The organism is Hymenobacter terrestris, assembly GCF_013377905.1.
Classification (GTDB): Bacteria; Bacteroidota; Bacteroidia; order Cytophagales; family Hymenobacteraceae; genus Hymenobacter; species Hymenobacter terrestris.
Map to the genome: position 1 here is coordinate 1 of NZ_JABKAV010000060.1, position 19,850 is coordinate 19,850.

23 protein-coding genes are annotated in these 19,850 nt (G+C 58.8%); 13 read left to right on the top strand and 10 right to left on the bottom strand.

The genetic code is table 11. The features are described 5' to 3' along the window. The first annotated feature begins 160 nt into the window (after positions 1-160). Positions 161-529 carry a VOC family protein gene (locus tag HW556_RS14895; protein ID WP_176900912.1) on the top strand — a complete coding sequence of 123 codons (369 nt, stop codon included), beginning with the start codon at positions 161-163 and terminating at the stop codon, positions 527-529. 293 nt (positions 530-822) lie between these two features. After that, entirely contained in the window at positions 823-1,461 is a 639-nt protein-coding gene (locus HW556_RS14900; RefSeq protein ID WP_176900913.1) for a hypothetical protein, read from the top strand. Between the two features lie 98 nt (positions 1,462-1,559). Here HW556_RS14900 and HW556_RS14905 read toward each other — a convergent pair whose 3' ends face one another. Then, positions 1,560-1,859: a hypothetical protein gene (locus HW556_RS14905; protein ID WP_176900914.1), complete on the bottom strand. Its 300-nt coding sequence runs from the start codon at positions 1,857-1,859 to the stop codon at positions 1,560-1,562. A gap of 134 nt (positions 1,860-1,993) precedes the next feature. Between HW556_RS14905 and HW556_RS14910 the strand changes: the two genes are divergently transcribed. Beyond that, complete coding sequence (locus HW556_RS14910) at positions 1,994-2,464, top strand: hypothetical protein (protein WP_176900915.1); 471 nt, start codon at positions 1,994-1,996, stop codon at positions 2,462-2,464. A 192-nt stretch (positions 2,465-2,656) separates the two neighbouring features. Here the strand turns inward: HW556_RS14910 and HW556_RS14915 are convergent, their stop codons facing one another. Together HW556_RS14915 and HW556_RS14920 are read right to left on the bottom strand one after the other, a co-directional pair. Next, entirely contained in the window at positions 2,657-3,151 is a 495-nt protein-coding gene (locus HW556_RS14915; protein ID WP_176900916.1) for a hypothetical protein, read from the bottom strand. 771 nt (positions 3,152-3,922) lie between these two features. Further along, positions 3,923-4,330 (bottom strand): hypothetical protein, encoded by a 408-nt coding sequence (locus tag HW556_RS14920; RefSeq protein WP_176900917.1) that lies wholly within the window; start codon positions 4,328-4,330, stop codon positions 3,923-3,925. Between the two features lie 154 nt (positions 4,331-4,484). On the opposite strand from HW556_RS14920, the gene HW556_RS14925 reads away from it, so the two are divergent. Together HW556_RS14925 and HW556_RS14930 are read left to right on the top strand one after the other, a co-directional pair. Beyond that, the gene (locus tag HW556_RS14925) at positions 4,485-5,069 is read left to right on the top strand and encodes a hypothetical protein (protein ID WP_176900918.1); all 585 of its coding nucleotides are present in this window, start codon (positions 4,485-4,487) and stop codon (positions 5,067-5,069) included. 133 nt (positions 5,070-5,202) lie between these two features. Next, entirely contained in the window at positions 5,203-5,628 is a 426-nt protein-coding gene (locus tag HW556_RS14930; protein WP_176900919.1) for a hypothetical protein, read from the top strand. Positions 5,629-5,862: 234 nt separating this feature from the next. Here HW556_RS14930 and HW556_RS14935 read toward each other — a convergent pair whose 3' ends face one another. Then, the gene (locus HW556_RS14935; RefSeq protein WP_176900920.1) at positions 5,863-6,390 is read right to left on the bottom strand and encodes a hypothetical protein; all 528 of its coding nucleotides are present in this window, start codon (positions 6,388-6,390) and stop codon (positions 5,863-5,865) included. Between the two features lie 113 nt (positions 6,391-6,503). Here HW556_RS14935 and HW556_RS14940 point away from each other — a divergent pair, with 113 nt between their 5' ends. Further along, a complete protein-coding gene (locus HW556_RS14940; protein ID WP_176900921.1) occupies positions 6,504-6,941 on the top strand; it encodes a hypothetical protein in 438 nt (145 codons plus the stop codon). A gap of 95 nt (positions 6,942-7,036) precedes the next feature. On the opposite strand, the gene HW556_RS14945 is transcribed toward HW556_RS14940, so the two are convergent. The 5 genes from HW556_RS14945 to HW556_RS14965 all read right to left on the bottom strand — a co-directional run bounded on the left by HW556_RS14945 (position 7,037) and on the right by HW556_RS14965 (position 13,365). Continuing rightward, a complete protein-coding gene (locus tag HW556_RS14945; protein ID WP_176900922.1) occupies positions 7,037-8,149 on the bottom strand; it encodes a hypothetical protein in 1,113 nt (370 codons plus the stop codon). Continuing rightward, a complete protein-coding gene (locus HW556_RS14950) occupies positions 8,146-8,781 on the bottom strand; it encodes an ABC transporter ATP-binding protein (RefSeq protein WP_176900923.1) in 636 nt (211 codons plus the stop codon). Before HW556_RS14950 ends, HW556_RS14945 begins: the two co-directional genes overlap by 4 nt. Positions 8,782-8,999: 218 nt before the next feature. Next, complete coding sequence (locus HW556_RS14955; protein ID WP_176900924.1) at positions 9,000-11,360, bottom strand: FtsX-like permease family protein; 2,361 nt, start codon at positions 11,358-11,360, stop codon at positions 9,000-9,002. A gap of 22 nt (positions 11,361-11,382) precedes the next feature. Beyond that, positions 11,383-12,066: an ABC transporter ATP-binding protein gene (locus HW556_RS14960; RefSeq protein ID WP_176900925.1), complete on the bottom strand. Its 684-nt coding sequence runs from the start codon at positions 12,064-12,066 to the stop codon at positions 11,383-11,385. A gap of 39 nt (positions 12,067-12,105) precedes the next feature. Further along, a complete protein-coding gene (locus tag HW556_RS14965) occupies positions 12,106-13,365 on the bottom strand; it encodes an efflux RND transporter periplasmic adaptor subunit (RefSeq protein WP_176900926.1) in 1,260 nt (419 codons plus the stop codon). A gap of 303 nt (positions 13,366-13,668) precedes the next feature. Between HW556_RS14965 and HW556_RS14970 the strand changes: the two genes are divergently transcribed. From HW556_RS14970 to HW556_RS14980, 3 genes are all read left to right on the top strand, one after another. Then, complete coding sequence (locus HW556_RS14970) at positions 13,669-15,039, top strand: sigma-54-dependent transcriptional regulator (protein ID WP_176900927.1); 1,371 nt, start codon at positions 13,669-13,671, stop codon at positions 15,037-15,039. Next, positions 15,029-16,381: a sensor histidine kinase gene (locus HW556_RS14975; RefSeq protein WP_176900928.1), complete on the top strand. Its 1,353-nt coding sequence runs from the start codon at positions 15,029-15,031 to the stop codon at positions 16,379-16,381. The genes HW556_RS14970 and HW556_RS14975 overlap by 11 nt, the downstream gene beginning before the upstream one ends. A 997-nt stretch (positions 16,382-17,378) precedes the next feature. Then, complete coding sequence (locus tag HW556_RS14980; protein ID WP_176900929.1) at positions 17,379-17,474, top strand: HNH endonuclease; 96 nt, start codon at positions 17,379-17,381, stop codon at positions 17,472-17,474. A 161-nt stretch (positions 17,475-17,635) separates the two neighbouring features. Here the strand turns inward: HW556_RS14980 and HW556_RS14985 are convergent, their stop codons facing one another. Then, positions 17,636-17,854: a helix-turn-helix domain-containing protein gene (locus tag HW556_RS14985; protein WP_176900930.1), complete on the bottom strand. Its 219-nt coding sequence runs from the start codon at positions 17,852-17,854 to the stop codon at positions 17,636-17,638. A gap of 281 nt (positions 17,855-18,135) precedes the next feature. Between HW556_RS14985 and HW556_RS14990 the strand changes: the two genes are divergently transcribed. The 4 genes from HW556_RS14990 to HW556_RS18540 form a co-directional block, all read left to right on the top strand. Continuing rightward, a complete protein-coding gene (locus HW556_RS14990) occupies positions 18,136-18,735 on the top strand; it encodes a hypothetical protein (protein WP_176900931.1) in 600 nt (199 codons plus the stop codon). 232 nt (positions 18,736-18,967) lie between these two features. After that, positions 18,968-19,186, top strand: a complete 219-nt coding sequence (locus HW556_RS14995; RefSeq protein WP_176900932.1) for a hypothetical protein — start codon at positions 18,968-18,970, stop codon at positions 19,184-19,186. Positions 19,187-19,450: 264 nt separating this feature from the next. Further along, positions 19,451-19,702, top strand: coding sequence for an HNH endonuclease (locus HW556_RS19040; protein ID WP_394354139.1), 252 nt, complete (start codon positions 19,451-19,453; stop codon positions 19,700-19,702). Further along, positions 19,668-19,850: hypothetical protein (locus HW556_RS18540; protein ID WP_218136941.1), on the top strand; the 183-nt coding region annotated here is incomplete at its 3' end. The genes HW556_RS19040 and HW556_RS18540, both read left to right, overlap by 35 nt.

The following is a 19,850-nucleotide window of genomic DNA, read 5'->3' on the forward strand; positions in this document are numbered from 1 at the left end:
CAGCAAAAGCGCGTGAGGGTTCCTCAACCGGGCTGTGTGGGCCTACATGGCAAAAAGGGTATGGCTCGCCCCTGCCGAGTGCCTACTCCGAAAACAAGTCCCATCTTGCCCCTTTACGCGGATCAACTGCCGCCAGCGTCTTTGTTTCCTTTCAAATTCCATGCCTTCGCACGCTCTTTCCATCCGTCCCTTTATCGGCGCCCGGGACTTCGCCGTGTCGCGCCGTTTCTACCGCGCCTTCGGGTTCACCGAAACGGTTCTCTCCCCCACGATGTCGCTTTTCTCCCGGCAAGGCGCGAGCTTTTACCTACAGGATGCCTACGTGCCGGACTGGGTGGACAACACCATGCTGTTTCTGGAAGTCGCGGATGTGGCGCAGTACTGGGCCGAACTGGCGGCCCTGGACTTGCCCGGTCGGTTCGAGGGGGTCCGCCTCGTGCCCATCCGGCAGGAAGCCTGGGGCAAGGAAGGGTTCGTCCACGACCCCTCCGGCATCCTGTGGCACATCGGCGAGTTTAGCAACGGATAACGGATTTCCGACGGCCGTGCAAACTGGTGGCGTTTCCGGGCGCGTGCCGTCAGTACAGGTGACACCGCTAGATACAGCTGGCGTTCAGCCAAACGGTCCGAAGCTAAACTTAAGCCCATTCAAAATAAGGAGCCTAGTTAACGGAAGAGATGCGATGCAGGGCTACTTTTACGGCCGTGCTAAAATCGGCACTTTTACCTTCCACTGCTTATATGAGAGGTGTTTTTACTCTGTTGCTTTTTGTCTTGACTTGCTCCTTTGTGGGGTGCACTTCCGCAACCGAATCCCGAGGCGTGGACGACGTGTTGGCTTTCTACGGCGGGCAAGTGGTGTATGCCAAGGGGGTGTCGTCCTCAACCGAAGACGAAGTGCAAGGCAAATTTTACGAACTCAAGCTAAGTGGTGCTGCCGACAAGCTCCGGCAACACTTTGCCACCTTTGATTTACCCGCGTCCAACTGCGCGTACTTGTTTTTTCATGCACTCTCGCCGGCCGAGAAGAAATCCTATGCCTTCATTCGCATCAAGATTGAAGCCGCGGGCGGCGGCAAGACCTACGAGTTTGCTACTCAAGACTTAGCGCGGGTAGAACAAGCCATGTCGTTAGTTGCCCCGGCCGTGGACGACCTGCGCGCCGGGGAGTATGACCGCTTTTTGACACGCGGTAACCCGCTCGCTGCCTCCCAGCAGGAGTGGCAAAAGACCAAACCGACATTGGTCGCTGTCAGCCGCCAATACGGTCCAGTGAAGGCGTTCAGTTTGCAGGGCTTTGAAACGATGCAGCGCAATTTGGACGACGGCGCCCACCAGCTAGTCCGGCTGGCTGGGGTGTTGGTCCGGGAGGGACAGAATACAGATTTCACCTTCGTGGTTGAACCCACTGCATCTGCCCAAAGCAAGTACCTGTATGGCTTTAGCTTCTCAAAGGAGTAAGCTAATGAAGGGATGATACTACCTTCCTCCCGTTCACGCAAACGGTCCGAAGCTAAACGTCCGTTGTTTAAAATAAGGAGGGACACTCTGCTGGACTTCTAGTCGTCATAGGTGTAAAACACGTCGAACTCCACCCCGCCTTCTTCTTCCACTGTGCTGGCTAGGGCAGACAGCCGTTCGAAGTCTGCGGTAGTTGGCCTGGCAAAGGCAAATTCTTCAATATCCTCAATTTCCACCACGTCGAGTCCGTACTCGCTAACAGCTTGCTCCACCTGCTGCCGATAGGACGCGGCCGAATCAGCTTGGGCCAGAACATTGACCACGACGCCCTTCGCTCCTGCGAAATCGGGGTTTCCGTTTCTAGGAATGGCGTGAACACTGGCAATCCAAATTCCCATGTAACTGTGAGGAAGTAGGTGTTTATTGAAACGGTAGTACTCTAAACTTAAGCCCGATTGAGGTAAGGAGCATTATTTTGATATCATGAATCGAGTCATCTGGGCTGTAGTGCCCTATTTCTTTGAAAATAATTATGAAATTAGTACTGATTTTACTTGTGTCAGCCTTTTTGTCGAATAGCTGCGCGCCCCGTATTAGCGTAGGAAAGAATAACGATAGTTACCCATACCAAATTGAAGTTTTTGCTAAACGAATGAATACTATATCTAGGGGTATGATTGATTCATTAAACATAAAATCATCTAATAATGTTAGTAGCACTGTTAATATAAAAAGATTTTTTAGAATTGTAGACAAAACAATAAACGATAAGAAAAATGTTAACAGTACAGAAAAAGATATTAACTATAAACATATTAGTGTCATGTACTTAATCTATTACAATGATCATTCGGAACGTCTATTAATCGATTTTGGAAAAAAAATGAAGTGGAAGGGTAAAGTTTATAAATTGAATGAGAAGCAATTTCAGGACATGCTTTTCCCTTTTACAAAAAATACAAGAAAGAAAAAGCTTGGTATTTATCCTGACCATCATGTATAAATCGTGTATAACTCTTTGAAAGGAAAATTGATGATTTTTTTATTGACTTACAGTGAACCCAATAATATTTCATAGTAGTTTCACGAAATACTGGGGTGGTCCAGTGAAAATGGATAGTGGGCTAAGGTAGGTTGCTTTTTAGGTCGGAAGCTAAACTTACTGCGTTTAGGCAAAGGAGGATGCAGGCAATGGTCAAACCTCCTTGTTCACATCTCCCAAGATTGCTTGTTGCGCCTCAAGGGTTAATTCGGTGAGAGCAATCGCCGCCAGGTGCCCGCGGGAAGTGACCCCTAGCGAGAAATTGCGGCCCACTTGGTAATAAGTCAGCGGTTGAGTGGCTTCGGGATAGTAGAGAATCGCATGGTCGACCGTGGTGTGGAGGCGCAACGGAAGGGTTGTAAGCGGGCTGTCCGGCTCGGCCAACTGGCACCGATAGTAGGCGTGCGGGTCGTAGACCAAGGGATGCGAAACGGCTTGGTTTAGGGGACCTGCCAGCGTGACGATGACGAACTCCTGCAGAACCAGCGTGGGGTGGTCAAAGTAAAATTCCAGCAGGCTGTGTCCCTCGTCGTGGTTGCGGCAGTAGAGCCAGTCCGGAACGGCGGGCTGCTCGCCCATGGTGAGCGTGAGCGGAATCCGGGTGAGGGAGTTGTAAAGAGCCCAGTGCGTTGTAACGGGCGCGGACAAGGGGTGAAAGCGCAAGGAGAGCACTGGCGTAGGAGAAAGTAAGGAGTTTAAGAATACGGTCCGAAGCTAAACAGGCTTCGTTCAAAGTAAAGAGCGTTACAGGTTAGGTGCTTGGCCGACCCACACCAACCCAAGCTGTACGAAGATGCAGGGCTCACCTTGGTCCGTACTTCCTACCTTATGGGGTGTATTTGCCAACCAAGTGGCCTGTGCAAATTCCTCGAGCGAGTATGAGCTGCTCCACTTGATATACGCTTGCCATTCGAGGGCCTCTATCCCTGGTATGGTCGCGTATTCTGCAGGCAAAGGACTATCCTGTGCGACACCATAAGTATTCTCGTAGAGCCGTCGGCGCTCATTTACCGCCGCCGCCAAGCGCGATTGGCAAAACCGGTCGGGTGTTGGCTCATGGAGTTGAATGGCCAAATAAAAGGTCGGATACCGGCGCTTCAACTGCGCGTGCCAGTGCGGAAAGGTGTACAGCAAACGCTGGACCCAAAGTGCCCGGAATGCCTGGTAACGCGGCACTTCTTGGCAAGAGGCCCAAGGGCCGGCCGTGACCGTCAGAAAAGTCTGTTGAAAGCGAGCGAGCCAGGTTAAATCGACGAGCCGCATTTTACTGGCCCTCGTGGCGCGTTGCTGCAAATGGCGGAAGTGCCGACGTAAGCCCCGAATGCGTTTTCTAGTCCAGTTCATAAACGGCAAAGTTGGATGCCTTTTCTCGTACTTCCGTTCAGGAAAACGGTCCGAAGGTAAACAAGCCTTTCTAGGCTACTCTGCCCATTTCTTAATCACACAGGTTTGCTTGCGGCGCCACCAGCGTTGGAACCAAGTGGACGGCACAGGACTCTCCGTGGCGTCAATGGTCCATGACGAAACTAGCTTCGTTCCTTCGTACCACACCAGCACCCCGAGTTCGCCAGCCCGCAGCGACCGGATGTAAGCGGCCGCGTCGGCGGCGTCATCAGCGGGGTCGCCCTCGTGCCAGCCAAAGTGCCGGTGATGGTCGGCAAAGTACACCGTGACTTCCTCCTCGGCGGAGGACACCATCAATTCCCACCCGGCGGGCCCGACCTGCGTCAGCTCAAAGTGGTCCTGCTCCATCCTGACCAAAGGCGCTAAGTCCGGCAGCAACTCTAACAAGATGGACAACGCTTTTGTAGAATAGGGCGACAGCATGGTACAAGAGTAGTACACTTTAATGGTCCGAAGCTAAACGCGCTTTGTTAAGAATTACGAGGCTCTTACTAAACCGCTCTTACCGGGTCCAATTAAGAGGACAGTACGGTTTAAGTTGTTGCATATTGCGCGTCCATTCCTTCCCCACCCCCCCATGAAAGCCTTTTCGCTCCCGCTGCTGGCCACGGTCGCGCTCTTCGCCCAATGCGCCAAAACCGCGGGGCCTGCGCCGACGCCGAGAGTAGATTACGACCAAAAAAGCGCGGAGATTGTGCAAGCCCTGAGCCCCTCTGTGCCTGGCAATTGGCAGCTTCGCGGGTTGTACATCAAAGCCCAGTCGTATAACACCGGCCAGAAAGAACTGGGGTTGGTACGCGACACCGTTTTCCAGGATTTTGCGACGCTGTCCATTCAGCCAGCCCCTTCGGGCCGCTCGATTCCGGACCCGCGCTATGCCAGCTTTTCCGGCCTCTTGCATTTTCGGACCAAAACCTACCCCGTTCGCTTTGAAGTCAGTGCCAGCCCCGATCGCCTAATTAACGACCGGGGACCCCAAGGTACTTTTGTTATGAAATACAACTTTCCTGCTGGCTCTCACCTCACGGAGCCGGAGGAACAATATCTCACTTATCTGGGCTTTATAAACGAGAACTTTTCGCTGGACGTCGTGTCCGGACAGCCTACGATGACCTGGCGGGGGTTAAGCCGGGGCATCGACCGGATTGAATTGGTGAAATAGCGCGGCGCAAAGCGGGCGCCTCTCGGCAAGCAACCCGGTTCAAGAAAAGGATGGCAAGGTAAACGCGCTGTGTTCAAAATAAAGCGCTTAGTGAATTGATATAGGTGCCCCGGGGCGGACCTATCTTTGGGGCATGCTGCCTTCTATTGAACTGCCTTCACGCACGCTTTCCTTTCGAACGGACCTGAACATCCTGGTGGTGCGCTGGCACCCCGTAGTAGAGACGTTAGCGGCGGTGCAGGCCGATTACGCACAGATGCTGGCCTCGGCCAAAGCGCATGGCCTGAGCGCCTGGCTGCTGGACGTGCGCCGCCGCCAAGTCGCGGCGCTGGAACTGGGGCCGTGGGTGAACACCACGTTTTATCCGGAAGCGGTGGCGCGGTTAGCGCCCCAACGGCTGCGGGTGGCCGTACTGAGTTCGCCGGCCCTCACGGCCGCGTACACCACCAACCCCGGCCACCAGAAGGAGGTAGCCTATGCCCTAGACCCGGCCCGGCCGTTTGACATGGCCTTGTTTGAGGACGAGGGGCGCGCCATGCAGTGGCTGGGCCGCGCGTAACGGCGCACCCAGGAACGATTCCGTCCGTTGCTGCCGCAGCCCCGCTGACGCTCTGGAGCGAGCGGGCCGCTTCAATGCTTGATTAGCGTGGGGATTGGGGCCCGGTTAATAGGATACCTTGTCCTAAAATACGTTGATGGTCTACCTATTTTGGGACAAGACACAGTCGTTGAGCGAGACAGAATAGGGGGGCCAGGTAAACGAGCGCTGTTCAAAGTAGGGAGCGTTCTAGTTTTACCATTGGGTGGTATTGCCCGGGCCCGGCATGACCCGAAAGATGAGCGGGGTTTCGCTGTCGTCGCTGTTGGATTCCGTTTCGAAGTTGTAGAGTTGGGCGCGCCAGCTGCGGTTCAGGTGCAGTATGGTGGCCAGCTTGGCCAACGGCCCCTCGTGGTAGCGCACGTACTGATACACGAACCATTCCTCGCCCATGACCACGTAAAACGGCCACTCGGCGCAGACACTCGTTACGGCCGCAAGAAACCCCTCAAAAGCGGAGGGGCGTCCGTCCCAAGCGCTTTTGGCCACGTCCTCCGTAATCCCGTCGGACGAAACTTTCAAAGACGGGCGGGAGGGGCAGTTTAAAAATACCACGCGGGTAATGCGGCGACTCTGGACGAAGGCGGGCAACCCGTCCCCCGCCATTTCCAGCCAATCGGCGCGGGGGCGGTAGCCGGCTGCTTGCGCCAGGGTCAGCACCTCTTGCGTCAGGTCCGTGAGTTGGGGTTCGGGCGTGTCGAAGGCTAAAGCAATGTACTGCATGGTGTGCGAGAGATGCCCAAAGTACGTTCACGAAAAGAGTCCGAAGCTAAACGTGCTCCGTTTAATTGAAGGAGCGTTATTTGAACCTTCACATTGGACCCCAACAATAGGCCATGATCGGAGCGAGCATTCTCTTAGCAGGCAATGCGACAGAGGCAGTCGCAGCATATCTGCGCGAAAAACTCATGGGGGCTCAATCGCAGTCGGAAAACATCTACTTTGCGGGCATCACCATTGCTGTCTTGGACATCAGCGACGAGCAGCGCTACACGCGGGCGTTTATGACCGAGCGCAACATAGAGGAAGTGGGCAGCAAATACGACGCCTATGTCGACCAGCTCAATTTGCCGACGATGGTGATGATGGATTGTAATTTTTACTCCCTGTTCTACCGGCACTTCTTGTCCATTGTCGAACTGGTAGCACTGGAGCTGAGTCAGCACTTCCGGGGCTACGCTTTAGTCTTGCTGGACGGGGCCGACGAGCAGTACGCCTTGTATGAAAAAGGCATACAGGTGAAGCCTCGCGATATCAATGAGCAGCCAGAATAAGGTTTAGGATAACGGTCCCAAGCTAAACGTGGCAATTCAGTTGAAGGAGCCCAATTGCAAATGCGGTACGCTCTTTTTTAGGGTGCTGCTGACATTCACCGGTATCTGTATAGCAGTAGCCCGGCAGCCAGGGCACTGCCAAGGGCCAGTAGACCAGTCAGCGCAAATAAGTTAGCCAAGAGCAAGAAAAGAAACAGCCCAACCACGATGCGCAAGTAGGAAGTCATGTGTTGGCCCGTCCAGTAGAGTAAGGTGCGCAGGAGCAAGGTGACGCTCAGCAGCAAACCGGCAGCCGTTAGGCCGGTGCGAAAGCCGCCCGCCGCCAGCAGCCACACCAGTTCGGGCAGTAACAGGACACCATACAGCAGTACTTGCTGGCCGTACGCCTGTCCCCGTCCGTATGGCAGGTTGCGCGCGAAGGGCAGATAGAACAACTCGAACTCACTGGCTTGGAAAATTAGGATGAAGTGCCCGACCGCGCAGCAGAGTGCTATCATGCCCGCTAACCGAACATCGGTGCGCGAGTCCGAGAAGGCCAGGAGCAGCAACGCAATACTCGCCGCTGAGGCTCCCTTAGTAAGGAAATAGGTGACGCGCTTTGTAGCGATGATTTCGTACAAAAACAGGCTAAATACTGGTTTAGGCCAGTTGCGCGCCCAGGTGAGTCCCGCCCGCTTGTCCGGCTTGACCACCGTGTCGTTGAGCAGTCGCGTGTAGTAAGCAGCGCCGGTTACCGTGAGCAGCAACAGGTAGACGGGCAGGAGCAGGGGAACTAGCCAGTGGTGAAAAATAACGCCGATGACCATGGCGTAGAGGCACAGCACCACCACCGGCAACAAGATAACTCCTTGCACCACTGACCACGACGTTACCTGCTGTCGCCACGGCAAGGCATTGCTGCTGTAGGCCAGGAACTGCACGTCTACGCTTTTCAACCGGCCGGCCACGTAGTTCCAACTCTTAAGGCTGTAGACAAAGCAGACGCCGAGTAGCGCGGCCACACCGATGGGCTCGCTTACCGACAGGAGGACCAGCCGAAAGCCGTTCTCGAGAATTTGCGCCTCCGTCAGGTGGTTTTGGCTGGGCACCCGGGTCCAGAAGAAGTTAACGAACACCACCAGGAACAGGGAAATCAGCCAGCCCGTATGCTCTTGGTAAAAGCCTCTGGCCACGACTTTGAGTAAGACGCGAGTCAGGGGGTTTTTCATTCAGGGTAGTGCAAGGTGGCGTGTTCGATGAGCAATTGTTGCATGGCAGGCAGCGAACCCGCCGCAAAGGCCTGATGGGAGGACAGCAGGAAACTCGTGCCCTGCTGGGCTTGCTGGCGGACCATCCACGAACACAGCACCGGAATGGCCGCCGCGTCCAGGGTGGTCAGCGGCTCGTCGAGCACGATGCAGGTTGGCTGGCCGAGAAAAGCCAGCACCAGGGACAGCTTCTTGAGCATCCCACTCGAATAGGTGCCGACTGGTTCGTGCACGTAGGAGGTCATGTGCAGGCCTTCCAAATAGAAGTCCTCTTGGTGGGGTGGGCCGTTCTTGGCCGCCCGGAACAAGTGAATCAGTTCGCGGCCGGTCAGAAACTCGGGAAACAAGGGCTCGGCTTCGGCAAAGTTGACGAGGCGGCGGTAGGCCACCGCCTGCTTCTTAACGCTCAACTGTCCCGCCAGCAGGATATCTCCCTCAAAAGGAGTTACGCCGGCAATCGCTCTGAGCAGGGTGCTCTTTCCCGAACCATTGGCCCCCTGAATCCAGGAGGTACCGGGTGAGAAGGCAAAGGAATCGATGCGCAACACCGCCCGTCCCCGATAGGACTTACTAAAATTGTGGAGTTGTAGCATTCATCAGCGGAAAAAATGATAGCCACCGCAAGGTCGTCATCCCAGCCCGCAACAAACCAACGGCCAGCAAGTCGACTGTTTGACTTTTGGACCAAACTTTCAATCAAGACCAAAAATATTCTATTTCAGAGCCTTTTATGTTTCATAAACGGTCATCTATAAAAAGCTATAAGAGCTGCCCAGCCTACTGAAATTACCGTTTACAATCTAGTTGCCGCTCACTCTGCTCGTAGGCTCAGCACGGGGTTGCGGCGGGCGGCCCGCCAGGCCTGCACGCTTACTGTCAGCCAGGCAATGAGTAGGGCCCCCATCCCGACGGCCGCGAAGTACCACCACTGCCACGCCACGCGGTAGGCAAAACCCTCCAGCCAGCGCTGCATCAGCAGGTAGCTCAGGGGCAGCGCCAGCCCGATGGCCCCGACCACCAGCCAGGTCAGGCTGCTGGTCAACAGCCACACAATGCTCAGCTCGCTTGCGCCCAGGGCCTTGCGGATGCCGATTTCCTTACGCCGCCGCTCGGCCGTGAAGGCCGCCAGCCCCAGCAGGCCCAGGGCGGAAATGAGAATGGCCAGCCCGGCGAAGTAGCGCGCCAGCACCGCCACCCGCCGCTCGGCCGCGTACTGGGCCTGGTAGTCGGTATCCAGAAACGTGTAGTCGAGCGCAAAGCCCGGGTTGTAGGCGGCGTACAGCTGCTGGAGCCGCGCTAGCGTGGCCTGCTCCGCGCCCGGCTGTAGCTTCACGAGCACCGTGTTCACCTGAGGATCGAGCTGGAGAACAAGGGGTTTGATTTTTTCATGCAGCGACTCGTAGTGGAAGTCGCCGACTACGCCCACGATGCGGGCGCCGTCGAGCTGTTGGCCCACGGGGTCGGTCATCCCCAGGCCGGTTACCAGGGCCTGGTTGACGAGGATGGCGGCGCTGTCGGCGCGGTACTGGGGCGCAAAGCTGCGGCCAGCGACCAGGCGCATACCCATCGTTTCCACCAGGTCGTAGCCCACGAGCATCGTCGCTACGGGCAGGCGCTTGCCCCGCCAGCTCCTCTCGGCCACGTAGCGCCCGCCCAGGAAGCCACCCAACACGCTGGACGCCTGCCCGACGCCGGGCAGTTTCTTCACCTCGGCCAGAAAGGCCGCCTGCTCGCGCGCCGCCTTGCCGCCCGTATCAAAGCGCACCACGTGGGCTTTGTCGTAGCCCAGCGGCTGGCGCTGCACAAAGGCCAGCTGCGCGTTGACGACCACCACGGCCACGATAAATAGCACCGAGAGCGTGAACTGCAGTACGACCAGGCCCTGCCGCGTCCATACCTCACCGGCCCGGGTGGGTAGCTTACCCTTTAGCACGGCCGCCGGCTGGAAACCCGACAGGTAGAAGGCGGGGTAGCTGCCCGCCAGCAGCCCCGTACCCAGCGCCAGGGCCAGGCCGGCGGCCCCCAGCGGCCACTCCCAGTGCAAGGCCAGGGGCTTGCCCGTCAGCTCGCTGAACTGCGGGAGCACGAGTTGCACCAGCCCCACGGCCACGACCAGCGCCAGCAGGGCCATCACCACCGATTCGGTCAGATACTGCCCCACCAGCGAAGCGCGGCTCGCCCCCAGGGCCTTGCGAATGCCCACTTCCTTGACCCGCCGCGAGGCCTTGGCGGTGAACAGGTTCATGAAGTTGATGCTGGCAATCACCAGAATGAGCCCGGCAATGAGCGCGAAGAGCCGCACGTAGGTGATGCGCCCCCCGGTGGCGACGCCGTTTTCGTAGGTGCCGTGCAGGTACCCCGCCGCGAACGGCCGCACGAACAGCGTGCGCCCCTGGGTCTGGGTCTGCGCGCTTTTGGTCTTCAACAAACCCGCCAGCTTGGCTTGAAATTGCGCGGGGTCAGCCCCCTGCTTCAGGGCCAGGTAGGTGGTGAAGGGGCCGTCATCGTCCCACTTGATGGTCTCGCTCATCTGCATCCGGTCCCTGAACGAAGCAAACGGCAGCACGAAGTCAAACTGCTCAGACGAGTTGCGGGGCACCCCGGCAAACACCCCGGCCACCAGACTGGTCTGCGTGCTATCGGCGGCCAGTTGCCATTTCACGGCCTTGCCCAGGCTGTTCTGCGGCGACCCAAAGAGCCTGGTGGCCAGGGCTTCGGAGAGGACTATCGCGTGTTTGTCCCGCAGCACCGTGGCGGGGGTGCCTACCAGCAGGGAGTAGGAAAACAGCTGGAAGAAGGCCGGGTCCGCGTATTTGGGGACAGCGGTGAGCTGCTGGCCGCCCGCCGCCAGCGTGAACGGGGGGAAGAACGGGACCGGCGTGGTGGTGGCCACGAATTCAATCTCCGGCATTTCCCGCCGCAGGGCCTCGGCCAGCAGCGGTATAGTGCCGGTCTGCGTCTCGATGCCGGCGGCCGTGCGCCGGTTTTCCAGCACCTGGTAGAGCCGGCCGTCCAGGGCGTGATAGCGGTCGAAGCTGCGCTCGTCGCTTATCCAGAGGTAGATGAGCAGCGCGCCGGCCAGGCCGGTGGAGAGGCCAATAAGGTTGATAAGGAACGTGCTTTTGAACCGCTTGAAGTTGCGGTAAATAAGCAGCAAGGGGTAGGGAAGCATGAGCAAAAGGAGAAGGAATCGGTTAGAACTGGTGGCGGCTGTGTTCCAGCACCACCTGCCCGTCGAGCAGGCGGATGACGCGCCGGGCGTAGCGGGCGTCGTGCTCGGAGTGCGTGACCATGAGCACGGTGGTGCCCGCCTCGTTGAGTTCGGTCAGCAGGCCCAGCACGTCGTGGCCGCTGGCCGAGTCGAGGTTGCCGGTGGGCTCGTCGCAGAGCAGCAGCGGCGGGGCGTTGACCACGGCGCGGGCCACGGCCACGCGCTGCTGCTGCCCGCCCGAGAGCTGCAGCGGAAAGTGGTTGCGCCGGTGCAGCAGCTGCAGTTTCTCCAGCACCTGTTCCACCCGCTGCCGCCGCTCGGCGGCCCCCACGCCGAGATAGCGCAGCGGCAGCTCCACGTTCTCGAACACCGTCAGCTCGTCAATCAGGTTGAAGCTCTGAAATACGAAGCCCAGGCTGCGCTTGCGCAGCTCGGCCCGCTGCCGTTCGGAGTAGCGGTTGGTTTCGGTGCCCAGCAGCTGCAGGCTGCCGCCGTCGGGCTCATCGAGCAAACCCAGCAGGTTGAGCAGCGTCGATTTGCCGCAGCCCGAGGGGCCCATGATGGCCACAAACTCCCCCTGCTCCACGCTCAGCGAGACGTGGTGGAGCGCCTTGGTTTGCACTTCGTCAGTGCGGTACACCTTCTCCAGGTTTTCAGTCTTAATCATGCGTACGCGTCATTTAGGGCTAAGTCGAGAGTAAAGTACCTATGGCTGGCGGTTGTCGAGCACCAGCTCCTGCTGGTCGGCGTAGCCTTCGTAGCTGGACGTTACGACCTGGTCGCCGGGTTGCAGGCCAGCCAGCACTTCGTAATAATCGGGGTTCTGCCGGCCCAGCCGGATAGCCACCCGTTGGGCCCGGCTGCCATCGGGTCCCAGCCTGAAGGCCCAGTTGCCCACAGTTTGCTGGTAGAAGCCACCCCTGGGCAGCAGCACCGCCGGGGTCTTCGCACTCAGTGCCAACCGAATGGGCAGCGTCTGGCCCCGCCGCAGGCCCGGTGGGGAAGCGCCGGTAAAAGCTAGGTCGATTTGCAGACCTTTGGCCACCTGAGCGAAGATTTTGGTCACGCGCAACGGGTAGGCCTGGCCCTCCACCACCACTTCGCCCGCCTGACCAGTTTCGATGCGGGCAATGTAAAACTCGTCCACCACGGCATGTAGTTTCACGCCTTCCAGCGCGTCAATCTGCCCCAGGCGCTGGCCCCGGGTTTTGGCCTCGCCCACTTCCGCGGCCAGCGAGCTGAGTTGCCCGCCGACCGGGGCCCGCAGCAGCAAATCGTCCAGTTTGCGCCGCATCAGGGCCAGGTTGCTGCTCATGCGCTGCACCGATTCCTGCATCGTGCCCAGCTGCTGGAGCATGGCGATGGAGTCCTGGCGCAGGGTCTGCTGGGTGAGCTGGCGCCGCCGCCGTTGGTAGCGGTAGGCGTTCTGGCTCTGCAGGTAGTCCTGCCGCGCAATCACCTGCTGGTCATACAACAGCTGGTTGGTGTCAAATACCCGCCGGGCCTCGGCCAGCTGGAAGTCAATTTCGGCCAGCTGATTCTGGCGCAGGATGCGGTTTTGCAGCAGCTGGTTGCGGGTGTTGCGCAGGTTGTTCATCAACTCGTACACGGCCGTTTCGCGGTTCACCATCTCCAACTGCAGGTCGGGGTTAGCTAACCGCAGCAGGGGCTGGCCCGCCGTCAGGGTCACGCCTTCTTCTACTAGTACCTGCTGCACCGTGCCGGCCTCCGCCGCGTCCAGGTACACGGTACGCAGGGGCTGCACCACCCCATCGATGGCCGTGAATTCCTGAAAGTTGCCCCGGATTACGGGGCTGATGGTCAGTCGGCTGGCCGCGACGTGCAGCCGCTGGCCCGGCCGGGGCCAGTACATAACGGCCAATCCCATGGCCGCCAGCACCAGGGCCACCAGCCACCACCAGCGAGTGACAAACGACCATTTCTTCTTGGGTATCAGGACATCCATTCAGCTCGCCGCGGACAATAACAGAAATAAGCTACTGCCCAAGAGTGCCAAGAACGGTGCCTTACGCGAAAGCAGCTGTTAATCAACAGTGTGAGCCGATAACCCACCAACTCACTGTTGCCAAACGTCCGGTTTCGATACAGTTGACCGTTCGGTTCTGATACATGGAGAACAAGCCGCTGGGCGAAGCACGGGCTGGCAGATTGAAAACCAGTATTTTCCAGGGCCTGCACGGTTTATGTGGCGGGCATTGGCACAGACGCCTGCCAGTCCCGACTTTTACATTTCACCAAGCCCCTTTTCATGAATCTGAAGCACGCCCGCATCCTGGTGGTAGACGACGAGCCCGACGTGTTGTTCGCCCTCCGACTGCTGCTCAAAACCGAGGTGCGGGAAGTGGTGACGGAGAAAAACCCGGAACGGCTGCTGTCCCTGCTTGGCCAGCAGCCCTTTGACGCCGTGCTACTCGACATGAACTACCGTAGCGGCCAGACGACGGGCAACGAGGGCTTCTACTGGCTGGACCGCATCCGCGAGCACGCTCCCACCACGGCCGTACTCCTGCTCACAGCCTACGGCGACGTGCGCACGGCGGTGCGCGCCCTCAAGGCCGGGGCCACCGACTTCCTGCTCAAGCCCTGGCACAACGACCAGTTGCTGCAAACGCTGGCCGCCGCCCTCCAACCTAAAACCGGCAGCAAAAGCGGGAGCAGCCCGAAAAAACCAGCCGATCCGGCCGCTACTACGCTACTGGGCGAGTCAGCCGCCATGCAGGAAGTGCGCGCTATTATTGAAAAAGTTGCCCCGACCGAAGCCAACGTGCTGCTACTCGGTGAGAACGGCACCGGCAAGGAGCTGGCCGCCAAATCCCTGCACGAGCAGTCGCGCCGCGCCGCCCGGCCCTTCGTGGCCGCCGACGTGGCCGCGCTCAGCGAAGGGTTGTTTGAAAGCGAGCTGTTCGGGCATACCAAGGGCGCGTTCACGGATGCCCAGGCCAGCCGCATGGGCCGGTTTGAGGCGGCCAACGGGGGTACCTTGTTTCTGGATGAGATTGGCAACATTGGCCTGCCCCAGCAAGCCAAGCTGCTCACGGCCCTGCAAAACCGCCAGGTGGTGCCCGTGGGCAGCAACGTACCCGTACCGGTGGATATCCGGCTGCTGTCGGCCACCAACGCGCCGCTGCACGCGCTGGTCGCCCGCGGCACCTTTCGCCAGGATTTGATGTACCGCCTCAACACGGTCGAAATCACGCTGCCGCCCCTGCGCGAACGGGCCGACGACGTGCTTCTACTGGCCCGGCACTTCGCGCAGGTGTACGCCGCCCGCAACCGGCAACCGGTGCCGGAATTCAGTGCCGCCGCCCTGCGCAAGCTCCAGGAGCACGCCTGGCCGGGCAACGTGCGGGAACTGCAGCACGCCGTGGATCGGGCCGTCATCCTGGGGGCCGGCCCCGTGCTGCTTCCGGCCGACTTCTCGTTTAGGAGTCCCGAATCGGCTGCGGCTTCCACGACGGCTGCGACCGTGGCGGAGCAGCCGCTGCCGTTGCTGGAAGTAGAAAAAAACACCATTCAGCAGGCCATTGCGCGCCATCAGGGCAACCTCACTAAAGCGGCCAGGGAGCTGGGCCTCACCCGCACCGCCCTCTACCGCCGGCTCGACAAGCATGCTATTTAACCGCTTGGACGTGCGCCTACTGGGGCGGTTGGTAATGCTGGTGGCCGCGCTGGCCGGGGGCGGGTACGCCGCGCAGCACCACGCCTACGGGCAGGCCCTGGGGGCCCTGGTGCTGCTGCTGGTGCTGGTGCTGAACTTAACCCACTACCTGACACGCGGCCAACAAGCCCTGGCCGACTTTACCCTGGCTCTCAAGTACCGGGACTTTTCGCGGCAGTACCCGGCGCAGTCCGGCCCGGCGTCGCTGCGGCTCCTGTACGAAGCCTTCAACCAGGTCAATGCCACGTTTCGGGCGTTGCGGGCCGAGCAGGAAGGGCAGTTTCAGTACCTGCAAACCATTCTGGCCTTGCTCGATACCGGCATCGTGTCCTACGACGCGGCGGGCACCGTGGGCTGGGTGAACGAGGCGTTCAAGCAAACGCTGCACCTGCCGTACCTGAAAAACATCCAAGCGCTACAATCCCGGCAGCCGGTGCTCTACGAGGCCATCTGCCGAGCGGTGCCCGGCCAGCCCGTGGTAGTCAAGCTGACGGTAGGCCCGCAAGCGGTGCAGCTGCTCGTGTCGGCTACCCGGTTTACGCTGCGGGGTAAAGCGTTTACCCTCCTGGCCTTTAAGAACGTGAGCCAGGCCCTGGCCGACACCGAAACGGCCGCCTGGCAGCAACTGCTCCGGGTCATGACGCACGAAATCATGAACTCGGTCGCCCCCATTGCATCGCTGGCCGATTCGTTGGGCCGCCACGTGCAGCGCGCCCGGCAACTGGAAGTTTCCACCGAATTGCTGGACGATGTAGGCACGGGCATTCGCATCATCCAGCAACGCAGCGAAGGACTGCTGCGCTTTGCCCAGGTCTACCGGGACTTTAGCACCCTGGCCTCGCCTCAGCGCACGACCCTTTACGTGCAGGAATTGCTGCAGGCCACCCGGCAACTACTGGCGGAGCAGCTGGATGCGCAAGGCATTGAGCTCACCCTCAGCGTCCGGCCTACCCACCTCACCCTGCACGCCGACGGCCACCTGCTGGAACAGGTGCTCATCAATCTGGTGCTCAATGCGGCGCAGGCGGTTGCGCAAACTCCCCACCCACGCATTAGCCTGCTGGCCTGGCCTGATGAAGAGCAGCGGGTGGTGGTGGAGGTGAAGGACAACGGGAGTGGTATTCCTGCTGACGTGCTGGACAGCATCTTCATTCCCTTTTTCACTACTCGCTCTAACGGCTCCGGGATTGGGCTGAGTCTGGCCAAGCAAATCATGCAGCTGCACCAGGGCAGCATCCAGGTCCATTCCGTGGAGGGGGCAGGCAGTGCGTTTCAGCTGTGGTTTCCCTCGTCGATTCTCTAGGATGTCCGGGAAGCAGCATTACGTTAAGCAACCCTTTTAAGACAGGCTACTTAGATGACCCAGCTTCCCGACGAAGAACCAGCAGACGCCGGCCTGATTCAATCCAAGCCGCCAACGGCGAAGGAGTTGCAGGAAATTTCGCGTTTCATTGCCCGGAGCAAGCAGCGGAATGCGGGCCCGCGCAACGCATTGCCGCTATCCCCCAAGCACCAACAGTCCCGAGAAGAAGAGTCATAGTTTGGCCGAAGCCCGCCTGCTACTCAGTTGCTGAGTACGCCCAGCGTTGAATCGGTCCACGAGGACGGGCCGAGCCGCTATCTGTCGGGGAGGCGGGCCTTCACCTGCCCGCTTCGGATGCGCGCCACGACGCTTTCAACCGATTGGTCATACTCGGCTTCTGAGGCGAATATCGGGTGCTGAAAAGGAGGAGATGAACCAGCCGGCGAACCCGCGTCAGCAGCCTGTTTCCTTTCCATACCAACGACCCGAAGACGCTTTTTGGTTGACTTTGTCATGGCGTGAGTTGCCCGAGGTGCGATGGTTCAGAGGCAGGCGGGTGATGTATGTAATCAACCGTATAAAGCCCCCCCCGGCTGGTGGAACAACCGGGGGGCCTGAAGCGGGTGCTGGTACACCCTGACTTCTACTCACTGAAACGGGAGTACCCAAAGCTAACCCGCATTTTTAGATTCGGTTAGCGATTATTGGGTATTGTTAAACAAATAGATAAAATTTCCGAGTCCGTGGTCAACTGGCTGGGATGCTCGTGATAAGGTGTGAACGCGACGTAAGGGTATCGGAAGACAAATAGCCTTACATGTTGCTTAACGCAATCGAAGATGATGTCGAAAATGAACGTTTGCACTATCACTCACGCGGTTATATCGGCTTTTATTTGATTTACAGCACTTTACACTTGCAAAGTGGGCTTCTGTACTCCTAGGTCGGAGGTTTTACCCTATTTTTTTAACAACACCCTACGCTGCCGCAAGTGTGCGTGCGTTGCGGAGCTACGGAGGCCATCACCCTCGACCACATCATCCCCCGCGTCTACGAGGGCACCAACAAGCGGAGCAACTTTCAGATCCGGTGATTGCCCTGCAACTGTCCTTTCTTCAAAGAATAAGTGGCCGTTGCAACCCTGTTAAAAACCGCTTGTAAGGGCAAGCTCCGGCCGCTGTCTTCAACCGCCAGCGTTCTGCTTTCTAGTCGCTTTGCTAGCTAGACCACCTCAACTCGACCCCGTCCTGATTTCTACAGGCCCTGAAAAAATTCAGCCAGGGAAATTTCGTAGTACTGGCACAGCACCGCGAGCGTCGCTACCCGCATATTGGCCTTGCTGGCTTCCAGTCGAGCGACATGAATGCCCGTGGCATCATACACCTCTTGCAACGTGTGCCCCCGAGCCCGGCGCAGGCGCTGCAACCGGTGCACTATTTCCAGCGGAAGGGTATCTGAGAGGGGGGGCAACATGCATCGCCAAAGTCCGGCCCATCCCATCAGGTTACAATGACATATTTGTCATTATTATTTTTGTGTGGCTTATCTTTGGCTGGTCTGTAATATCCCTGTCCCGGGTATATTCCTGGCTTTGAGTAACAATTTGGTGCAGCGGTTAATCGGGCTGCTCCTACCGTCTCATTTTAATAGCTGCTTTCTTCTTAGCTGATGTTACGCACCACCTTAGCGAGTAGCTTGGAAAGGGCGTTTTCGGGGAAAGTTGAAGTGGTGTTCTGACGCATAATCAGTTCTTAATGGCTACTGTCTCCCCTCAGCTCATCGTGTTTATCTTCATCGGGGTATTGCTGGGCAGTTGTACCGATTCCGGCTCCCCAGCCCAAAAGGCGGGCAGGGATCAATCAGCACCAGCCGAAGCAACGACAACTACCTGGGCCACTCGGGTGGACTCGCTCAACGGCATCCCTGGTCACCACTTCGGCGAGCCCCTAAGCTCCTTCCCCGGCCTCGTGCCGATAAGCGGGAAGGAATTTGGGGCCCAGTCCTACTACTATGTCCAGCAGGGAGAGACTGGTTGGTTCGGCAAGTGTACCAAAGAGCATTCCAACGACTTTTACACCCGCTACACGTTCTCAGGAGGCAAATTCGTCTCCTTTCTGGCCAGTGGCAGAGGCGAAATGAGCCAAGCCTTGCAGCAGCAGGCCGAATACCTGTACGGCCCTGGTACTCCGACAAACGATGGCTCCCGCTGGGCAGGCAGCCGGACGGAGGCCTGGACGGCGTCAGATACTCAGAATTCAAGCCCTGTTAACACGCTGATGGTGTGGAGCAAGGCCTTCGCACGCCAGCAGGCGCAGGCACGGGCTGCACAGCTCAGAAAGCAGAGCACCCAATGATGGCTGGAACCGGGGACACGCCGTGGCGTTGTTCACCGTCTCCTACCACAATTTTTAGGCGGGCGATTTGCCTTGCCCGGTGCGGCGAGCATGTTCCCTACCTGGCCCTTAATCCGGTCCTCGAGCAGGTGCCCACCCACGACCAATACAAGGCCTGCCGGTCCCGGATGGACACACTTTTACACGCGTCCGTGCAGCCCGCAGCATAGAACACCCCATAAAGTCCCTTTACATGAGTTCAAAAAAAACCGCGCCAGCCAAACCGGCCCCCGAGCAGGCAAAAAAGCGTTCCTTCAGCACGTCAATCACGGAGCAGAACTACCAGCGGCTTGCAAACTACCAGGCCAACAAGCCCGGCGGCGCCCACACGACCGACGTAGTGAACCAGGCCCTCCAGCGCTTCTTCGATGCCAACCGGCAGTACGCCGATATGGAACCGGGCAAAAGATAGCAGCTAGGGGCAGCACAGGGCGAGCCAAACCATCTCGCCGCGCCGTAGTGGTTTGGCTGACCCGCCACGGCAAGTCCCGACGTGACGCCCCCCGGCAGCAGGGTCAGCCAGAGTTACGGGAGTGGGCATGCATACACCCAGGCATACGCTATGTACCGCTACATGCCTCAACTGCCGGCAGCCCAAAACTGATTACACGGCGAACCCGGAGTGATCGTAAACACCCGCCACACCATTCCGAGCCATGAGCGGCGCCAGCTTATTGTGCAGCAGGGCCAGCGCTGCGCGTATTGCCACACGATGGACAAGCTGACGGTGGACCATAGGCTGGCCCGGGCCCTCGGGGGCACCAACGCGCGCAGTAACCTCCACGTGCTATGCAAGCCGCACCGTCCCCTGCCGCCGGGCCACCCCCGCCAGCACGCGCCGGCCGTGCGCTGGGCGTCGCAGCAGCTCCACGACCATTTCCCCCACCTTGCCCGTGGCAGCGTTTGCGCAGGCTTTCCACTCGTTTGAGCCCGATTTGTGGGAAGACTGCAACGGCCTCTGGCTCGACTACGCGGACCTGGTCCGGCTTACCCAGCGAGTGGCCCGCGCATCGCTGGTGCCGGACCTCGCCCCACCGCTCTGCTGCGCTGCTGCGTACTACCTGGCCCACGTCTTA